This is a genomic window from Polyangiaceae bacterium, assembly GCA_016715885.1.
Lineage (GTDB): Bacteria > Myxococcota_A > Polyangia > Polyangiales > Polyangiaceae > Polyangium.
The window spans coordinates 217,799-236,559 of sequence record JADJXL010000003.1 but is presented as its reverse complement, the minus strand read 5'-3'; the positions used below and the strand labels follow the sequence as shown (position 1 = coordinate 236,559).

Here is an 18,761-nt window from a genome sequence, read left to right as displayed (position 1 = left end):
TTGAGGTCCAAGCATTCGGTTCGGTTGGGACGAGTCCCCTGCCGACGGGAGAACGTATGTCGATTGCAACATACCCCATCAAACGCGTCGCTCCGCCTTCCCACGACGTCGTGGGAAGCCTCGAGCGGGGATGTGTCGATCATGGAATCGATCCCCTCGCTCATCGATTGGCAGATTTGCGCGCGTTCCTTGCTGGCGATCTCGACGAGGTCGATCGTGCGATTGCGGCTGTCGGTGCAGGAGGAAAAACGCGTGCCGAAGCGAGCGTTCGTCATCTGCTCGCGCAGGATGGAAAGCGCATTCGCCCCATTTGCGTCGCGCTTGCGGCGCACGTTGGACGCGGGTTCACGGACGCCGCGCGCACGTATGCGGTAGCCGTCGAGCTCGTGCACAACGCGACGCTCCTTCACGACGACGTCGTGGATTTGGGCGTGCGCAGGCGCGGTGCAGAAGCGGCGCGCATGATCTACGGCAATGCGGCGAGCATCTTCGGTGGCGATTGGCTCCTCGTCGAAGCGCTTCGGGACATCCAGCGTGTTGGCAATGCCGACGTGCTCGGTCGCATGCTCGACGTCGTGCGCGAGATGGTCATCGCTGAATCGATGCAGCTCGAACGTCGAGGCAAACTCGATACGAACGTGAACGAATATTTCCAAATCATCGAAGGAAAGACCGCATCGCTGTTCCGTTGGGCAATGTTTGCCGGCGCCGTTGCAGGCGGAGTTTCCGACGCTGCACGTGATGCGCTCGTCGATTACGGTCGAAAGGTCGGCGTTGCGTTTCAGGTCGTCGATGACGTGCTCGATGTCGCGGGAGACGCTGAAACGACGGGCAAGACGCTGCTTGCGGATCTTGCCGAAGGAAAGATGACGTACCCGATGTTGCGCGCGCTCGAGCGACGTCCGGATCTCGCTCCAATGCTCGAAGTTGCATGTGCGGGAGGCGATGTCGCACCCGAGCTCGGAGCACGAATCGCAACGGTGCTGCGCTCGTCTGGCGTCATCGAAGAATCGGTCGAGCTTGCGCGCCGGCTGTGCCACGAAGCCATTTCGGCGCTCGAAGTCGTCCCGGAGGGGATTGCCAAAACTGCGCTCGTTGCCGTTGCACGCGCGACGCCGGAGCGGAGGAGGTAGGCCGCCATGATCGTGTCATTGAGAAGCGACGCGGATGCGTCCGGTGTTCTACGGGAGCTCACGTGCCGAGGGCTTTGGGTTTCACGTGTGGAACGAGGCACCTCCGGAGGCTCGGTGCATTACGTGATCGCGCCGCATTCGCAGCCGGCTGATCCCATGGATCTGGCGAGGATCGACGGCGTGCTCGAAGTAACAGCGCCGGCGCCCGCGCATCCGCTCGTGTCGGCGCAAGGACCGGTCGTCGATGTGCGCGGCGTGCGAATCGGTTTGTCACAACCGATCTTCATGTGCGGGCCATGCAGCCTCGAGTCCGAAGACCAGGTGCGCGAAACGGCAGCCGTTCTCGCGGGTAGTGGCGTGTCGTTCATTCGCGGAGGCGCGTGGAAGCCGCGCACGAGTCCCTATTCGTTCCAGGGGCATGGCGACAAGGCACTCGAATGGGTTCGTCGCGCCGCCGATGCAAACGGGCTGCTCGTCGTCACCGAAGCGCTTGGCGAAGGCCACGTATCTGCCGTCGCCGAGTATGCAGATCTCGTGCAAATCGGCTCGCGCAACATGCAGAACTTCTCGCTGCTCAAGGCGATCGGGAAAACGGGCAAACCCGTTCTGCTCAAGCGCGGCATGTCCTCGACCATCGACGAGTGGCTTCTCGCGGGCGAGTACCTGCTCGCGCATGGCACCAAAGGCGTGATCTTTTGCGAGCGTGGAATTCGCGGATTCGATGATTCGACGCGCAATCTGCTCGACCTAGGGGCCGTGGCGATTCTGCGTCACGTGCATCGATTGCCGGTGATCGTCGATCCATCTCACGGAGCGGGGCGGCGCGATCTCGTGCTTCCGCTCGGGCGCGCTGCGCTCGCCGCGGGAGCTGCAGGGCTGATGATCGAGACGCATCCCGACCCAGGACGAGCACTTTCCGATGGACCACAGGCGATACCTCTTGCCGAGCTCGGAGCGATGGTCCGCGAGCTAGGACAAACGGTGGTGCGATGATGGAACCGATTATTTCCAGCCGAATCAGTGGGTTTTACCGTCATTCACCAGAGGCACGTTTGTCCAAGCTGCGCGAGATGGAGCTTCTCGATGCGACGTCGAGCGAACATCTTGCACGTGGTGGGAGCATCGATGTCGAGCTGGCGGATCGCTTGAGTGAAAACGTCATTTCGACGCACGCGTTGCCGCTTGGATTGGGCCTGAACTTTTTGATCAACGGTCGCGACGTCCTGGTCCCCATGGCGACGGAAGAACCGAGCGTCGTCGCCGCAGCGTCGAATGCAGCGCGCATGACGCGTCATTCGGGAGGGTTTGTCGGAGAAGCCGATCCGCCCATCATGACGGCGCAAATTCAGCTCGACGACGTCCCCGAACCATACGCTGCTGCAGCTCGCATTCTCGAAGCGAAAGCACGCCTCTTTGCGATGGGTGACGAAGCGATTCCGCGCATGGTGGCTCGAGGTGGCGGAGTTCGAGATCTCGAGGTGCGTGTGCTCGATGAAGCGCTCGGCATTCTCGTGGTTCACGTGCACGTCGACGTCGGCGATTGCATGGGTGCCAATACCGTCGATTCGGTCGCCGAGGCGATGGCGCCCGGCGTGCAGGATCTCGCGGGCGGAAGGATGGGTTTGCGCATCCTGACAAACCTGCCGCTGCGTCGTCTCGTGCGCGTGCGCGTGTCCGTGCGTGACGAAGACGTTGGAGGTGCGGAGCTTGCGATGGGAATCATGCGAGCGAGTCGGTTTGCCGAGCTCGATGTTTTTCGCGCCGCCACGCACAACAAGGGCTTCATGAATGGTGTCGACGCCGTTGCGCTCGCGCTGGGTCAAGACTTTCGCGCCATCGAAGCCGGAGCACACGCGTATGCCGCGACGAGCGGAACGTATCGACCGATCAGCACGTGGAAACGTACGTCGGATGGTCTCGTCGGAAGCGCTGAATTGCCGCTCGCGGTTGGCACGGTCGGTGGTTTGTCGCAGGCACATCCTGGTGTTCGTGCCGCGTTCGACATGATCCGGGTCAACTCGTCCGGAGAGCTGGCGATCGTGATGGCGTCGGTTGGGCTCGCGTCGAATTTGGCCGCACTTCGAGCGCTTGCAGGGGAGGGAATTCAGCTTGGGCACATGCGCCTGCATGAGCGCAAGCGTGCGCTCGAACCAAATGAGCAACCGCTGCGATCGGCAACGAACGGACGACACTCGGAGGGTTCGCCATGAACAGTGCAGACAAACCCGAACATGCCCCGACAAACCTTGGTAGCGGTGCGATGTTCGATGCCATTGCGGCACGTTACGACACGTTGAACCGCATTTTGTCGCTTGGAATGGATCAAGGCTGGCGTCGCAAGGCCGTCGCCGCCCTTGCGCTCGAACCGAACGCCAAGGTTCTCGACCTTGCTACAGGGACCGGGGATCTTGCGATTGCGATTGCACAGACGCATTCCGACGTAACGGTCGTTGGTGTCGATCCGTCGAAAAACATGCTGGCGGAAGGCATTCGCAAGGTGGACGCGGCTGGGCTATCGGGACGAATCGAGCTTCAGGAAGGCGATGCGCAATCGCTTTCGTTCGAAGACGAAACGTTCGACGGAGTGACCATTGCGTTTGGCATTCGAAACGTGCCGGATCGAGCGAAGGCGCTGCGCGAGATCGCTCGCGTGACGCGCCTTGGTGGTCGAGTCGCCGTGTTGGAATTGTCGGAACCTCGAGGCGGCATGCTCGGCGTGCTCGCGCGGACGTACGTGCACGAGATCGTTCCGCGCGTCGGGGGATTTCTTTCGGGCGCAAAGGAATATCGTTATCTCCAGAAATCGATTGCTGCATTTCCTCCGGCTGACGAATTTGCGCAGATGATGGAGGATGCGGGTTTGACCGTGCTCGAAATGTCGGCGCTCACGTTTGGCGTGGCGCACCTTTACGTGGGCACGCCCAAGCGAGGAGCGGCGCGCCGTCCGGAGGCGTCGTGATCGAGCTCGTCGCTCAGGCCATCGAGCGTTTGTCGCAAAGCACCGCGGGAGCCGATGATGTCCTGGCGATTGCCGTCGCGGCGCCGTACGTGCCGCCGACTCGACTCGTCGCTGCGTGCTCGGGTGAGCTTTCGGTGTCGTTTTGGCACGGATCACCACGCACCGGCGAAACGCCGTTGGCGCTCGTGGGGTTTGGCGAGGCTACGCGTATCGATGGTCATGGGCCGGAGCGAATTGCGCAAGCGGCAGACGGCACGCGCCGGGTATTTGAAACGCTACGCGAAGAACGTACGCGTGAGGCATCCAAGGCGCCTGGACCGTTCTTCTTGGGAGGTTTGTCTTTCCGACCGAATGCCGAGCGAGAGCCTTGGTCTGCGTTTGCCGATGCGAGTTTTTCGCTACCGCGATGGCTTTACGTTTGTCGAGGTACCGAGGCTTGGCTTTGGTTGTGCGTGCGGGCCGAGCGCATCGAGTTGGACAGGCGAGTCGTTCTCGGAGAGCTCGAGACGCTGGAAGCAGCCATGAAAGGCGCAGAGCAGCTTCGCCAACGGGCTCGAGCGTCGGATGTGCCAAGCGTCGTGGCGCGTTTGGATGTCGCCGATCGAGACGCTTTTTGTGCGCTGGTGGCCGACGCCATCGCGTGCATTCACACGCGTGCGACGGACAAGATCGTGGCGGTTGCATCGAGTCGCGTGACGTTCGACGAACCGATCGATGCAGCAGTGGTACTTCAACGTTTGGACGAGGCATATCCGGATACCACGCGATTTGCGATTCAGCGGGGCGAGCGAGTGTTTGTCGGGGCCTCGCCCGAGCGGCTCGTTGCGCGGCATGGGCGTCATGTCGATAGCGATGCGCTTGCAGGAACTGCGAGGCGCGGTGCGGATGACGCAACCATCGTACGCGCGCTTCTTTCGAGCTCGAAGGATCGGCGTGAACACGCACTGGTCGTCGAATCGATTGCTGCGGTTCTGGCTGCTCGATGTTCGTCGCTCGATGTTCCGGAAGAACCTCGCATTCGCACGCTGCGCAACGTCCACCATTTGTGGACGCCCATGCGTGGGGTTTTACGCAATGGAACCCATGTGCTGTCGCTCGTCGAAGCGCTGCACCCGACGCCCGCCGTAGCTGGCACGCCGCGCGACCGCGCAACGGCGTGGATTGCCGAACATGAGCCGACGTCGCGAGGTTGGTACACGGGAGCCGTTGGATATTTCGATGCCGCGGGCGACGGCGAGTTTGCCGTGGCTATTCGTGCAGGGCTCGTGGGCAAACGTGATGCGTTTCTGTACGCAGGCGCGGGCATCGTCGAAGCATCCGATCCACCTGCGGAATACGCGGAAACGCGCGCGAAAGAAGCGCCCATGCTCGCGGCGCTCGGGATCGTCCCATGAGCCGCGATCAATTCGCTTGGATCGAAACGTTCATGGAAACGCTTGCGTTTGCAGGTGTGCGTGACGTCGTGGTTTGTCCAGGATCGCGCTCTACGCCGCTCGCGCTTGCTGCCGACACGACCGAGGGCTTCGTTCGTCACGTTGCGGTGGACGAACGCGCTGCCGCCTTTTTTGCGCTGGGTCAAGCTCGAGTGAAGGGTCGTCCGAGCGCTGTGCTTTGCACGTCGGGTACCGCCGGAGCGCACTTTCTTCCGGCGATCATCGAAGCGTCGCAAAGCCACATCCCACTGCTCGTGCTGACGGCGGATCGTCCGTGGGATCTCGTCGGTGTCGCAGCGCCGCAGACGACGGATCAACACGCGCTTTTTGGCGTGCATGTGCGAGCTTTCTTGGAGCTTGGCCTGCATGAGGCATCGCTGAAGGATGGTGTTGCGGCTCGAGTCGCTGCGCAGGCGGTTTCGGGAACACTTTCGCCTACGCCGGGCCCCGTACACGTCAACGTTCGTCTTCGCAAACCGCTCGAACCGACGAAACCATGGCCGCATTCGGCGACGAGGTTCGGTGCGAATGTGGCGCGTGGGAAGACGCGGGTGTTCATGCCAAAAGTGGCGCCGTCTCCCGAGGCCATCGACACGTTGGTCGAACATGCGTCGCGGGCGCGTCGAGGTCTCATCGTTTGTGGACCCGCGAAGCTCGATCGTCCGAACGAACCATTGCGTGATGCGGCGGTGGCTCTTGCGCGAGCGACAGGGTTTGTCCTGCTTGCGGAAACCACGAGCCAGGCGCGGTTTGGAAAGACCGACCCCAACGTCGTAGAGTGTCCGGCATTCGATGCGATCCTGCGCGATCCACCGTTGTGCAAGGCGCTCGAGACCGATCTGATTCTCGAGCTTGGTGCTCCTCCCACGTCGAGCAACTATGCCGCATACGTCGAACAGCACGCGGCTGCTCCAAGGTTTGTCATTGCCGCTCACGGCTGGAACGATCCCGCACAAGACGCTACGGCGCTCGTGCTCGCAGATCCCGCCGAAGTTTGTCGAGCTGTAACCGATCGTTTGTTATCGCATACGGTCGCCCCGGATCCTCGGTGGGCGTCTGCTTTCCGGCGCGCAAACGCATTGGTGTGGTCATTCGCGGAAAAACACGCGGGAGGCCCTTCGCTGACCGAAGCACTCGTTGCGCGAACGGTTGTTTCACGATGTCCAGAAGGGGCCTTGCTCGCGGTAGGAAATAGTTTGCCCGTGCGCGACGTGGACTTGTGGGCACCCGCCCGGCAAACGCGCCTCGATGTGCTGCATCAACGTGGCGTCAGCGGAATCGATGGGCTCGTTGCCGGAGCTTCCGGTGCGGCGAGCGTTGCCAATCGGCCCGTGGTGCTGCTTCTGGGTGATACGAGCATGCTGCACGACCTTTCGAGTTTGGTGCTCGCGCGGCACGTGCCCGGGCCGCTGGTCATCGTCGTCGTGCAAAACCAAGGCGGGCGAATCTTCGAGCGATTGCCCGTCGTGCACGCTGTCGATCGGGAGCGTTTCGATAAGTACTTCACGATGCACGAAGCGGTTGATCTCGGGCACGCGGCGGCCGCGTTTGGAATCGGGTTCGTCCAGACAGACAATCACGAAACGTTCGTTCAGTCCTTCGACGAGGCATTGCGAAAGCCGGGAGCGACGCTGATCGAGGCGGTGGTGCCGCCGGAAGACGGCACTGCGCGGGCAGCTCGGTTTCGCGCGGAAGTCGCGGAGAGGCTTCGTTTCTTGTGTGAGGAGGTGTCGCGATGACCGAGGTGCGTGCGGGATCGCTCCGGGCGTGGATTCTTGCGTCGCGACCGGCAACGCTCACGGCGGCGATCGTACCGGTGCTCGTTGGGAGCGCAGTCGCGCATGCGGTGGGCGGTTTCCGATTGCTTCCGGCGCTCGCGGCGCTTGTCGGCGCGATGCTGATTCAGATTGCGACGAACTTTGCGAACGACGTGTTCGACCATGAAAAAGGCGCGGACACGGAGGATCGGCTCGGGCCGACGCGCGCGACGGCGTCGGGGCTTTTGACGGCGCGTCAGATGCGCGCGGCGCTCGTGACGACCCTCGCGCTCACGCTGATTCCCGGTGCGTACTTGGTGTGGGTCGGTGGTTGGCCAATCGTTGTCATTGGCATTGCGTCGATGCTCAGCGGCGTCGCGTACACCGGCGGCCCGTATCCGCTCGGTTATCACGGTCTTGGCGATGTGTTCGTTTTTGTCTTTTTCGGGCTTGTCGCCGTGTGCGGCACGGTGTTCGTCCAGGCAAACTCGATTCCGCTCCTCGCATGGCTTGCAGCGTCCGCGGTCGGAGCGATTGCGACGGCGATTCTCGTCGTGAACAACGTCCGCGATCGCGAGACGGATGTGAAGGCAGGCAAGCGGACGCTTGCGGTTCGTCTGGGAAAACGTGGGGGAATCATCGAGTACGTGGGGCTGTTTGTCGTGGCGTATGCCGTTCCCGTGTTGGCGATTGTCCTGACGAACGCAGGTCTTTGGGTGCTTTTGCCGCTGATGACTGTGCCGCTCGCGGTGCATCTCGCGATTGCGCTTGCGACGAAGGAAGGACGACCGCTCAACGCTGTTCTGGGACAAACCGCCATGCTCTTGCTCGTGTACGGCGTGCTGCTTTCCGTTGGGCTGGTGCTTTCGCCGCGAGGAGCTTGAAAAGTGCAGATTCGAGGTGGCGCAGCGATCCCCTCGTTCGTCGGCGACAGACCGTATGTGCGCGTAGGAATTCGAGACGAGAGGAAAACGCTCGGCATTGGCGAAGCTACGCCGTGGCCCGCGGAATTTGCGGATGTCGTGGCGAACATGGCCACGGCGATTGGCAATGCGCTGCCCGAGCTTGGACGACTTGATTTGGAAGAGCTTCCGCCGCTCGAAGCGGTTTCGCACGCGCTAAAACCCGCGGAGGCGTTCTTGGGGCGTTGGAGAACTGCACGATTTGCACTCGAAACGGCCCTCTTGGATGCGGTCGCTCAACGACTCGAGCTTTCGCTCGCTGCGTGTTTGTCATCCTTTTCGGGGCACGAACAAGTGCCGTGCAATGCGCTCTTGGATGCGGCCACGGATGACTTGCCGGTTCGCGCCGCCGCATTGAAAGCGCTTGGTTTCAAGGCGCTCAAGGTAAAGCTCCGTGCGCGAGATGCTGCGGGGTTCGACCGCGAGGTCGCTGCGCTGCGCGAACTGCGAAAAGTTTGGTCAGACGAACTTCGTTTGGATCCAAACGGTATGTGGACGCTTGTCGAAGCTCGAGAAAAGCTGGAACGATTGAGCGAATTTGCGCCGCGATACGTCGAGCAGCCGGTGGCGGCGGAGGAACTGGGCGAGCTTGGAAAAACCGCGACCCCGTGGGCTGCGGACGAATCGCTGCTCGTGCCGGGTTTGCCCGATCGATTGGCACGTGATGGGACGTGTGCGGCATTCATCCTGAAGCCTGCGCTTCTTGGTGGCTTTGCGCGGGCGCTCGAGCTGGCAAACATGGCGGCATCTGCGGGATTTGCAGCGATCACGACACACGCGCTCGATGGTCCCGTGGGCATCGCAGCGGCCGTCGAGTTTGCGCGAGCGCTTCCGGAGCAGCCGCCCGCGTGTGGTCTTGCCGCGCATGACGGTTTGTCGCGGTACACAGCGTTGGCGTCCCCGCATCACGTTTGTCCGGCGTACGTCACGCGTGCGGCGCTTCCTGGATTGGGTTTTACCGAGGAGGAGCGGAGACGATGGCTAGGGATGGCCTGAGCATGCTCGATGCGGCGTACGAGCCCGGCGTGGCTGAGCTTCCGGCCATTTTCGAGCGTGGAAACGTCATCACGTACGGGCAGCTTGCGGCGCGTGTTCGTCAGCGGGCGCGTGATCTCGCGGCGCGCGGAGTGGGCTTGGGCAGTCGCGTCGCGCTTCGAGCGACATGCGACGTGGAGACGATCGTTTCGTTCTTCGCGCTCATCGAGCTGGGAGTGGCGCTCGTGCCCATTCATCCAAGGCTCACGGATGCAGAAGAGCAGGCGCTCGTCGATGATGCTCACCCGGATCTGCGTTTGTCTGGGCCAGTCACCGAATCTTTGAACACCGAACGATTGCCCGAGCCGGTGACGGGCGCGGATGTGCCCGCGGCGATCGTATACACGTCGGGAACGACGGGGCGCCCGAAGGGCGCGGTGCTTTCGCGGAAGGCGTTTGTCGCAAGCGCACGTGCGAGCGAGACAAACCTTGGGTGGCATTCGAACGATAGGTGGCTCGTGTGCATGCCGCTCGCGCACGTTGGAGGCTTATCCATTCTGACGCGGTCTTTGTTGGCACGTAAACCGATCGTATTGGAACCGCGATTCGACCCTGAGGCCGTTCTGCGCGCGATTCGACGTGACGGAGCGACGCAGATATCGGTTGTCCCGACGATGCTCGATGCTCTTTTGGAAGCCGATCGTGACGGGGACTTGGCGCGACTTCGGTTCGTGCTCGTGGGTGGAGCTGCGGCGTCGCCAATATTGCTGGAGCGAGCTGCGGAGCGCGGATTGCTTGCGCTTACGACGTACGGGCTCACGGAGGCGTGTTCGCAAGTGACGTGTCAGGCATTGCGACAGCCGGGCACGCTGGAGCCTGGGTCGGGACGCGCATTGCCTGGGGTGGAGCTGCGTATCGTGCGAGAAGATGGAGGCGCGGCGCTTGCCAATGAAGTGGGATTCATTGAAGTGCGGGGGCCGAATTTGATGAGTGGATACTTTGCAGGCCCGGACAAACCGCCCACGATGCCGACGACGGATGGATGGTTTGCCACGGGTGATATGGGTGCGGTGGATGAATTGGGGCGGTTATTCGTGCATGCGCGGCGCACGGATCTCATTGTGACGGGCGGGGAAAATGTGTATCCGGCAGAGGTGGAGCAGGCGCTGGAGCAATGTGCGGGCGTTGCGAGCGCGGTCGTATTTGGCGTGCCGGATGCTCGTTGGGGGCAGATTGTTGTGGCGGCATTGGTCCTGAATGAAAATGGTTTGCCCGAGAACGAACGAGCCATGAATGTGATTGCCGAAGCATCGAATCGATTGGCGCCTCACAAGCGCCCGCGATTGGTTGCAGTATTGCCAACATTGCGGAGAACGCCGTCAGGGAAAATCGACCGAATGGCGGTTTGTCGTGACGCGATGCCGCGCTTGGTAACGGTGTCGAGTCGATAACGTTCACGGCACGGTCAAGCACGTGGCAATGGTTCCGCCTGCGACTCGTGGTTGCTTGCATCGCAAAGCGCGATGGAGTAAAAACCGAACCGCTCGGGTTTCTTTTCGATCTCGATCACGAACACACCTACAACATGCCGCCTGAGATCCGAACCGTAATCATCGACTTCTCGGACGTGCACCTGGTCGACCACACCTTCCTCGAGCGGATCCACGTCATAAGCGAAGAGTGGCAGACGGCAAAACTCGAGCTCCGTGGGCTCGATGCGCTTCAACCCTCATCGGACCACCCCCTTGCGGCCCGACGAAGAGTGGCAGCTTCCTGATCATCTGCGGCGTAGCGGTATTCGGTCGCACCACGACGCGAGGCGCCGGCCGATGCAAAGCAAAACCGATGGAGTCTCGCTGTGCACGTGGTATCGGTCGATGCTCTCGTCGTAGGGGGCATGGGCCCGTATCATGTCGAATCGCAAAGACGATCTTTCCGTAAAATACTCGTGGCTCGTGCTTTGTGCGGCCATGGTCGTGCATGTTGCGTTGGCATTGCCTCAAGCGATGCTGCGGCGGGATATTCGTCACGACGAGGCGATTACGCTGACGGTGGCTACAGGCCACCAAGCAGAATACGTCGATGCCATTGCGAGAGAAACGCCCCCGCATCTTGCCTGGGCGCCCGCAAAGGACTGGCAACGGTTTCTATCGATGCCGGCCGATCATCCACCGGAGCTCGGCGTCATCGCACGGGACCTTGCCCACCGCGACATTCATCCGCCGCTGTACTTTTGGCTGCTTTCGCTCGTAGCTCGAACGTTCGGAACCACGTTGGCCGTAGGCCTCGGACTGAACGTGCTGCTCGATTGTCTCACGATATTGGCGACGTATGTTCTCGGTAAACGAGCTTTACGAAGCGAACGCGCGGCCATTTTGGCCGCATGTCTATGGGCTATTTCGCCCGGGCCTCTCGAGGCGAGCCTCGAAATGCGACAATATGCCTTGCTTGGGCTGCTCGTACCAGCCCTAGCTGCAATTGCGACGTATGCGTTCGATTCGAAGTCCCGCTTCGGACCCCTGCATGTCGGCACGGTGACGATCCTTTGCGCGCTCGGTATTCTGACGCATTATCATTTTCTGCTGCTCGTTTCGGCAATCGTGCTCGTCGGTATCGTGTCACTTGGCGAAAAATACATCGCACGGATGCAAAAACGTCCTGTTTTCGATGCGTTGGCTCGTCTTTTACCGTTCGACGCGTCCGGCGTCTCGCCCGGCGCACGCAGAAATGCACTTGCATTTGCTTTATCCTCGATGGTGGGCCTGATTCTTGGATTGGCAGTCCATCCTTTCGTTTCCGAAATCATGCGGCGACAAGGAATTCAGGCACAATCATTCAAATGGCAGGACATACCGGTCCGCATCGGTGGCGTGATGGTGGGAATGGGTCGCTTCTTCGTGTGGAGTGTTCCGCTGATAGTCGTATGGATGGTGGTGCTCGTCCTGGCGATTGTCTTTGCAATACGTGCTCCCAAGGGGACGCTGACGAATTACATGCAAACGTTCGACCCGCAAATGAGACGTCTATCGTTATGGCTGGTATTGTCCTTCGGTGCCCAGGCAGCCCTTTTTCTGGCGTTTCGGAGTCCGGCCGGAGCCATGCGGGCCAAGTACCTGGCTCTAAATTATTCGCTATTCGCCTGCGTCCTCGCCGGATTGCTCACGCACCCGTCAATGCCGCGCCATGCATTGCGCATCCTTGCGGGCGTGATGTGTGTCTCGTCCATCGTCGCCCTTGGAACCGAGGTGCGTCGGGCATGGCAAATCGACGCGTCGATGCCTGTCGTCGTCTCGGCTCCGCGGATCATCGTCGATACGGTTGCTCGTGGCTCATTGCCAGTTGCTTTGTGGAATGTGCCGCGCGATACGCTCGTATTTGCGGCAACGCAAAACGAAATCCTCGCGCGTCGAGAACAAGTGTTTTGGGACCTCGAGCCAGGAACGCTGGTCGTGGTCGATCGTGAGCGGGGCACTCAGAATGGGCTCACCACGATGCTCGAAGCCTTATCGAAGCGATACCGTATCGAAGAAAGTCGTCCCGCCGTGTTTGGCGATCGGATCGTTTATACAATCCAAGAACGCACGCCGATCGAGCCATGAGCTACGATGATTGCGGTGGGATTGACGTAGAAAAGTGGCACCTACACGCCTGTCGATTGAAAGGCGGTTTGTCGATGCGTGATACCGCTCTTGAAAGCGGTGTCGAGTCGATAACGTTCACGGCACGGTCAAGCACGTTCCGAGCATGCGCATGCCATTGGGATTCGGATCGCCGACCGATGTCGCAGAAACGGTGTTGTATTCGCTGTCCCAGTTTTTCCTGTACACCAAGTCGTAGACGCCAGGCAGAAGACTGGATGTCCACGTGGGGCCGTTCAGGGAATAATTGCCGCCGCTGTAATTGAAGTATGCGGCAGAGTGCATTGCGGTCGTGTCGTCCGCGACCAAGTAGAACGTCGCTCCGCTGTAATAGCTCATGGGCGGCAAGGGCTGCCCGCCGAGCGTGATCGAGCCGGAAAGGCCAGTGATGGGCACGTTGATATCGAGCGTATTGGCGCCGGGGGCGATGGTCACGTTGGCATCGAGAATGCGCATGCCATTGGGGTTGGGATCACCGACGGACGTCGTCGAAACGGTGTTGTACGTGCTGTCCCAATTTTTGCGATACCAGAGCTCGTAATTGCCTGGCAGAATGCTTGCCGTCCACGTGGGACCGTTCAGCGAATAATTGCCGCCGCTGTAGTTGAAGTAGGCGACGGAATGGAGCGCGCCCGTGTCTTTGGCTTTCAGGTAGAATGTAGCGCCACTGTAATAACTCATTGAAGGCAATGGCATTCCACCGAGCGTAATCGTACCGGTTACCGTGGCGACGGGTACGTCGATATCGAGCGTATTGGCACCAGGTGCAAGAACGACGTTCGCACTGAGCATGCGCATTCCGTTGGGATTGGGATCGCCGACGGACGTCGAGGTAACGGTGTTGTAGGAGCTGTCCCAATTTTTGCGATACCAGAGCTCGTAATTGCCTGGCAAGATGCTGGCCGTCCAGGTTGGTCCATTCAGTGAATAATTGCCGCCGCTGTAATTGAAGTACGCGACGGAGTGCAAAGCTCCGGTGTCCTTGGCTTTCAGATAGAATGTCGCCCCGCTGTAGTAGCTCATGGGCGGCAATGGTTGTCCACCGAGCGTAATGGTGCCGGATACCGTTGCATTGGGCAGGTCGATGTCGAGCGTATTGGCGCCGGGAGCAATGGTCACGTCATCATCGAGTATGCGCATGCCATTGGGATTCGGATCGCCGACCGAGGTTGTCGTAACGGTGTTGTAGGAGCTGTCCCAATTTTTGCGATACCAGAGCTCGTAATTGCCCGGGAGGATGCTCGCCGTCCACGTGGGGCCATTGAGCGAATAGTTGCCGCCGCTGTAATTGAAATAGGCGACGGAATGGAGCGCGCCCGTGTCTTTCGCTTTGAGGTAAAACGTAGCTCCACTGTAATAGCTCATGGGAGGAAGCGCTTGGCCGCCAAGCGTGATTGCTCCGGACACCGTGGCATTGGGAACGTCGATATCGAGCGTATTCGCGCCTGGCGTGATGGTGACGTTGGCATTGAGTCTGCGCATGCCATTGGGATTGGGATCGCCGACGGACGTCGAGGTAACGGTGTTGTACGTGCTGTCCCAGTTTTTGCGATACCAAAGCTCGTAATCGCCTGGAAGCAGGCTGGCGGTCCAGGTGGGTCCATTGAGCGAATAGTTGCCGCCGCTGTAATTGAAGTATGCGACGGAATGCATTGCGCCGGTGTCCTTGGCTTTCAGATAGAATGTTGCCCCGCTGTAGTAGCTCATTGCGGGCAAAGGCTGTCCACCAAGCGTGATCGCACCGGAAACGGTCGCATAGGGGACGTCGATATCGAGCGTATTGGCGCCCGAGCCGAGAATGACGCTCGGCTGAAGCAATCGCATTCCATTGGGATTGGGATCGCCGACGGATGTCGCGGAAACGGTGTCGTACGTGCTATCCCAATTCTTGCGATACCAAAGATCGTAAACTCCGGGTAGGATGCTGGAGCTCCACGTGGGGCCGTTGAGCGAATAATTGCCGCCGCTGTAGTTGTAATACGCGACGGAATGCAGCGCTCCGGTATCTTTCGCCTTCAAGTAGAACGTCGCCCCGCTGTAATAGCTCATCGAAGGCAATGCCTGACCGCCGAGGGTAATCGTCCCGGTAACGGTTCCGAATGGCACGTCGATGGTACCAGGCATTGGGGACATATTGTTGGCGCAATCGAGGCTCCCCGAGCAGCTTGCCGTGGGCATGCCTTGGCATGCGCCGGCAGCATCGCATACATCATTCTGCGTGCAGAAAATCCCATCATTGCACGAGCCGCCCGCGGGCTGGGTAATGAGAGGAAAACCCTGCAAAGCTTCGCTACACGCGCCATAAGATGCGCAAGGTCCAGGCGCGGGGGGCGGGGAGGGGACGTTCGAGTGAATGCAGCCGTTTGCGTCCGCATTGGGGTTCGTCGGAGCACAACTTTCGGTGCCCGTGCAATAAAGATTGTCGTTGCAGAGTGAATTGGTTGCCGTGTGGTAAGGAGCTCCGTTTTGGCAGGCGTCGATCGTGCACATCACGCCGTCATCGGGAACGATAGTGTTGTCGACGACGTGCGAGCAACCGGTGACGGCATTGCAATCGTCGATCGTACAAGGATTGCTGTCACTGCAATTGATGGGGGCGCCGCCGCCGCACATGCCTGCCTGACAAATTTGGCCTGACAAGCACAAGGTCGTGGAACATGCCGCTCCATCCGGCAGCGTCGTGTAAACGCACACGCCATTGACGACCGAATCCGTCGTGCATGGATTCTGGTCATCGCACATGGGCGTGTAGCATTCAGCCATTCCGCCATTGTTCTGACAGGCTTGGTTTTGCGCGGCGCATGGATTGGGCTTACAAGGATCGTCCGTGCATACTCCTGTGCCGTCGTCGTGATATCCGGAATCGCACGAACACACGGCGAGTGGACCATTCGGCATGCAAATCGTCTTGTTTGGCTCGACGCACGGATTCGGTAAACACGGGTCCTGCGTGCAGCCGCCCATACCATCGGAGTGATAACCTGCGACCGTGTCGCAATCGAGGCACGAGCTTCCGACATACCCTGGATCGCACGTGCAAGCGATGATGCCCCCTGCGTCGGAACACGTTCCATGGCCATTGCAACTGCCGGGCATGCAAACTTGGTCGACGACGCATGCACCGTTTTCTTCGTGATATCCCACATCGCAACTGCAAACGGGCGTACCGTTCGGCGACGAACAAACCGTTTTGTTGGTTTCTTTGCAAGGATTGGGCAAGCATGGGTCTTGCGTGCAGCCGCCCATGCCGTCCGAATGATATCCGCCGACGTCGTCACACATTCCGCAAAATGGGGGAGCCCACCCGGGATCGCACGTGCAGCTCACGCTTCCGCCTGCGTCCGTGCACGTGCCGTGTCCGCCGCACGTGGATGGCATGCACGTCGCATCCGGCACGCAAAAACCATTTTCTTCATGCGTTCCTGCACCGCATTCGCACACAATCATTCCATCTTGCACGGTGCATTGAGGTTTGTCCGACGAGCATGGGTTTGGATCGCAAGGCGTATTCGTGCATCCGCCCATTCCATCGGATATGTACCCTCCTTGCGTATCGCATTCTTGGCAATTGCTCCCGACATAACCAGGCTCGCACGAGCATACGAGCATGCCGCCCGAGTTGCTGCATGTTCCATGGCCATTACACGTCGTTGTCGTGCACGTCGTATCGGCAATGCACGCGCCCGATTCATCGTGATACCCGGGATTGCATTGACACGTCGCCGAGCTTCCGTCGGCCATGCAGATGCCGCGATTGGATTCCGCGCACGGATTCGGAACGCAAGGATTGGACGTGCAACCGCCCATGCCATCGGGATGCTCCGACGGAGGGCATTGGCTCCCCGCATCTGGCAAGGGCGAGTTTGGAGTTCCATCATCGCCACAACCCGCTGCAAACGTGAAAAGGAGCAGAGCCCCGAACGGGGAAAGAAGCGATATGGAACGATTCATTGGAGGCCTCGGTGCGGGAATGAATGTGCGTCGAGAGCGTACGTGAAAAAGCACGAGTTTGGCACCGTGTCGGTGGTCAGTGGCGATGTTCAATGTAATTTGTCACACGGTTCGTTGTAGGTCTACGAATGGCCGTCGTTGGCATTCATTTGTCGTGATGCAGATTGGTTTTTCCTTGACGCCCGCTGTTGACTGGTATGGCTGTCGCCATCATGCAGCAACCGACCTCGGCCACGAGCCGCAGCGAGCTCGCGGCCGCCATGCGCGAATCGCTCGACGTCGAAGCTCGACGCAACGAAGTGCGCGTGGGCGTCGTGCGCTTGTCATCGTACGTGCTCGTCTTTGCAGTCGATGTCGTGCTCTATTTCAAGGAGCTGCGGCCAGCGCAGTACATTGCCGGATCGGCGCTTTGGGCGTTCGTGTCAGCCGCGCTGCTCGTCGCGATGAATCGTTTGCCCTACGTGCGGGTGTACTGGTTCATCGTTCCCCTGTTCGACTTTTTCCTCATCCACTCACTGCTCTCGTCACGCATCACGAACATGGGCATGACGACGTCACTGGCAGCCGTCTCTGCGCTTGCATGCGGGCTTTTTGCGGCGACGGGCGGGATCCGGTTCGATCGTCGTGCAGCGGCGTGGTCGACCTTCCTCGCAGTCATGTTGCTCGTGCGTTTGTTCAGTGATCACGCGTCGCACATGCATCTCTTGTACTCCGGAGTGGCGATCGTCATGACCGGCATGCTGAACGTGTGGCTCGCCGAGCAGGTGCGTCGCGCGATGGAGGCGACGCGAGGGCAGCTTCTGCTCGACAAACTGCTGCCAGGCGTCGCTCGTGCCGCTTTGAAGGATCCGCTGTCCCTCTTGGATGCACCGCGGTCGGTCGAAGCCACGCTGCTCGTCACGGATCTGCGAGGTTTCACGTCGCTATCGGAGAAGATGGAGCCTGGCGACGTGTTCGAAATGCTGAACCAATTGCAAGGCGCGCTTGCCGAAGCTGTGCACGCGTGTGGCGGCATCGTCGACAAGTTCATGGGTGACGGGATGCTCGCGGTCTTCGGCGCGACGGACCCATCTCCGGATCACGCGCGTCGAGCGATCGATGCGGTGCACCGAATTCGAGCGGCGCTCGAGGAACAAAACCGCACGCACGCTGGCGGGCAGCTTCGTATCGGCATTGGAGTGCATTCGGGCACCGTCGTGGCTGGTTGCATGGGCGGCGGCAGCAGGCTCGAATTCACCGTGATCGGTGATGCCGTCAATACGACCTCGCGCCTCGAAGCCATGACGAAAGACAAGGGCGTCGATGTGCTCATCAGCGAGGAAACAGCGTCACGCGTGCCGGATCTACCGCTCGAAGATCTGGGCATGGTCGCCCTTCGAGGCCGTCAGCAAGGGCTCCGCATTTTTACGTTGAAGGTTTGACCTCCAAAAATTCGAGGTCAAACGATCAGGTTTCCGGTTTGCCTGGAGTGCGCGTGAGCGCCTGCATCAATTCTTCCGGCACCGGTATTGGTCGAAATGTCGTTGCGTCTACGCACGCGTGCACGACTTGACCTACGGCAAGCATGTGACCGGCCTCGGATCGTGCGCGATAACCCAAGACACTCGACTTCGCGCCATGTTTCACGCCGACGACTTCCACGACGATCGGATCACCGAAGCGCATCGGTCCCAAGTAATCCGCTTCGGCATGAACGATCGGCAGTTTCCACGGTTTGTCACGAAGCATCTGGGGCAAAGCGATTCCTACGGCGGACAACCTGTTCACAAAGGCGTCGTGAAAGTATTCGAGAACGCGCGCGAAGAAGACGATGCCGGCGGCGTCGATGTCCTGAAATCGCACGAGGCGCGGTTCGGAATAGAGGACACTCGTGCTGCCCGTCAGCTCGTCTCTGGTGAAGTGGGGCCTTTCGCTCATGAGTGCCCAGCGTACTTCAAGCGTGGTGGCGTTCTA

The 18,761-nt window shown here is 60.2% G+C and carries 14 protein-coding genes; 11 read left to right on the top strand and 3 right to left on the bottom strand.

The features are described from left to right. Positions 1-56: 56 nt before the first annotated feature. The 9 genes from IPM54_07445 to IPM54_07405 are packed head-to-tail and all read left to right on the top strand — an operon-like array spanning position 57 to position 10,670. A complete protein-coding gene (locus tag IPM54_07445) occupies positions 57-1,133 on the top strand; it encodes a polyprenyl synthetase family protein (protein MBK9259661.1) in 1,077 nt (358 codons plus the stop codon). A 6-nt stretch (positions 1,134-1,139) separates the two neighbouring features. After that, positions 1,140-2,126: a 3-deoxy-7-phosphoheptulonate synthase gene (gene aroF, locus IPM54_07440; protein ID MBK9259660.1), complete on the top strand. Its 987-nt coding sequence runs from the start codon at positions 1,140-1,142 to the stop codon at positions 2,124-2,126. Further along, complete coding sequence (locus IPM54_07435) at positions 2,126-3,343, top strand: hydroxymethylglutaryl-CoA reductase, degradative (GenBank protein MBK9259659.1); 1,218 nt, start codon at positions 2,126-2,128, stop codon at positions 3,341-3,343. The genes aroF and IPM54_07435 overlap by 1 nt, the downstream gene beginning before the upstream one ends. Continuing rightward, positions 3,340-4,092 (top strand): bifunctional demethylmenaquinone methyltransferase/2-methoxy-6-polyprenyl-1,4-benzoquinol methylase UbiE, encoded by a 753-nt coding sequence (gene ubiE / locus IPM54_07430; protein ID MBK9259658.1) that lies wholly within the window; start codon positions 3,340-3,342, stop codon positions 4,090-4,092. Before IPM54_07435 ends, ubiE begins: the two co-directional genes overlap by 4 nt. Continuing rightward, positions 4,089-5,486 (top strand): isochorismate synthase, encoded by a 1,398-nt coding sequence (locus IPM54_07425; protein ID MBK9259657.1) that lies wholly within the window; start codon positions 4,089-4,091, stop codon positions 5,484-5,486. The genes ubiE and IPM54_07425 overlap by 4 nt, the downstream gene beginning before the upstream one ends. Further along, positions 5,483-7,264, top strand: a complete 1,782-nt coding sequence (menD, locus tag IPM54_07420) for a 2-succinyl-5-enolpyruvyl-6-hydroxy-3-cyclohexene-1-carboxylic-acid synthase (GenBank protein ID MBK9259656.1) — start codon at positions 5,483-5,485, stop codon at positions 7,262-7,264. Before IPM54_07425 ends, menD begins: the two co-directional genes overlap by 4 nt. Then, the gene (locus tag IPM54_07415) at positions 7,261-8,166 is read left to right on the top strand and encodes a 1,4-dihydroxy-2-naphthoate polyprenyltransferase (GenBank protein ID MBK9259655.1); all 906 of its coding nucleotides are present in this window, start codon (positions 7,261-7,263) and stop codon (positions 8,164-8,166) included. The genes menD and IPM54_07415 overlap by 4 nt, the downstream gene beginning before the upstream one ends. 3 nt (positions 8,167-8,169) lie before the next feature. Next, a complete protein-coding gene (locus IPM54_07410) occupies positions 8,170-9,240 on the top strand; it encodes an O-succinylbenzoate synthase (protein ID MBK9259654.1) in 1,071 nt (356 codons plus the stop codon). Further along, on the top strand, positions 9,222-10,670 hold the full coding sequence (locus IPM54_07405; protein ID MBK9259653.1) for an AMP-binding protein: 1,449 nt from the start codon (positions 9,222-9,224) through the stop codon (positions 10,668-10,670). Before IPM54_07410 ends, IPM54_07405 begins: the two co-directional genes overlap by 19 nt. Before the next feature lie 14 nt (positions 10,671-10,684). Here the strand turns inward: IPM54_07405 and IPM54_07400 are convergent, their stop codons facing one another. Further along, positions 10,685-10,945 carry a hypothetical protein gene (locus IPM54_07400; GenBank protein ID MBK9259652.1) on the bottom strand — a complete coding sequence of 87 codons (261 nt, stop codon included), beginning with the start codon at positions 10,943-10,945 and terminating at the stop codon, positions 10,685-10,687. A 184-nt stretch (positions 10,946-11,129) separates the two neighbouring features. Between IPM54_07400 and IPM54_07395 the strand changes: the two genes are divergently transcribed. Beyond that, positions 11,130-12,818: a glycosyltransferase family 39 protein gene (locus IPM54_07395; protein MBK9259651.1), complete on the top strand. Its 1,689-nt coding sequence runs from the start codon at positions 11,130-11,132 to the stop codon at positions 12,816-12,818. 117 nt (positions 12,819-12,935) lie between these two features. Here the strand turns inward: IPM54_07395 and IPM54_07390 are convergent, their stop codons facing one another. Continuing rightward, positions 12,936-16,808, bottom strand: a complete 3,873-nt coding sequence (locus tag IPM54_07390) for a hypothetical protein (GenBank protein ID MBK9259650.1) — start codon at positions 16,806-16,808, stop codon at positions 12,936-12,938. 212 nt (positions 16,809-17,020) lie between these two features. On the opposite strand from IPM54_07390, the gene IPM54_07385 reads away from it, so the two are divergent. Continuing rightward, positions 17,021-18,229: an adenylate/guanylate cyclase domain-containing protein gene (locus IPM54_07385; GenBank protein MBK9259649.1), complete on the top strand. Its 1,209-nt coding sequence runs from the start codon at positions 17,021-17,023 to the stop codon at positions 18,227-18,229. 25 nt (positions 18,230-18,254) lie between these two features. Here IPM54_07385 and IPM54_07380 read toward each other — a convergent pair whose 3' ends face one another. After that, entirely contained in the window at positions 18,255-18,725 is a 471-nt protein-coding gene (locus tag IPM54_07380) for an acyl-CoA thioesterase (GenBank protein MBK9259648.1), read from the bottom strand. Between the last annotated feature and the right edge of the window lie 36 nt (positions 18,726-18,761).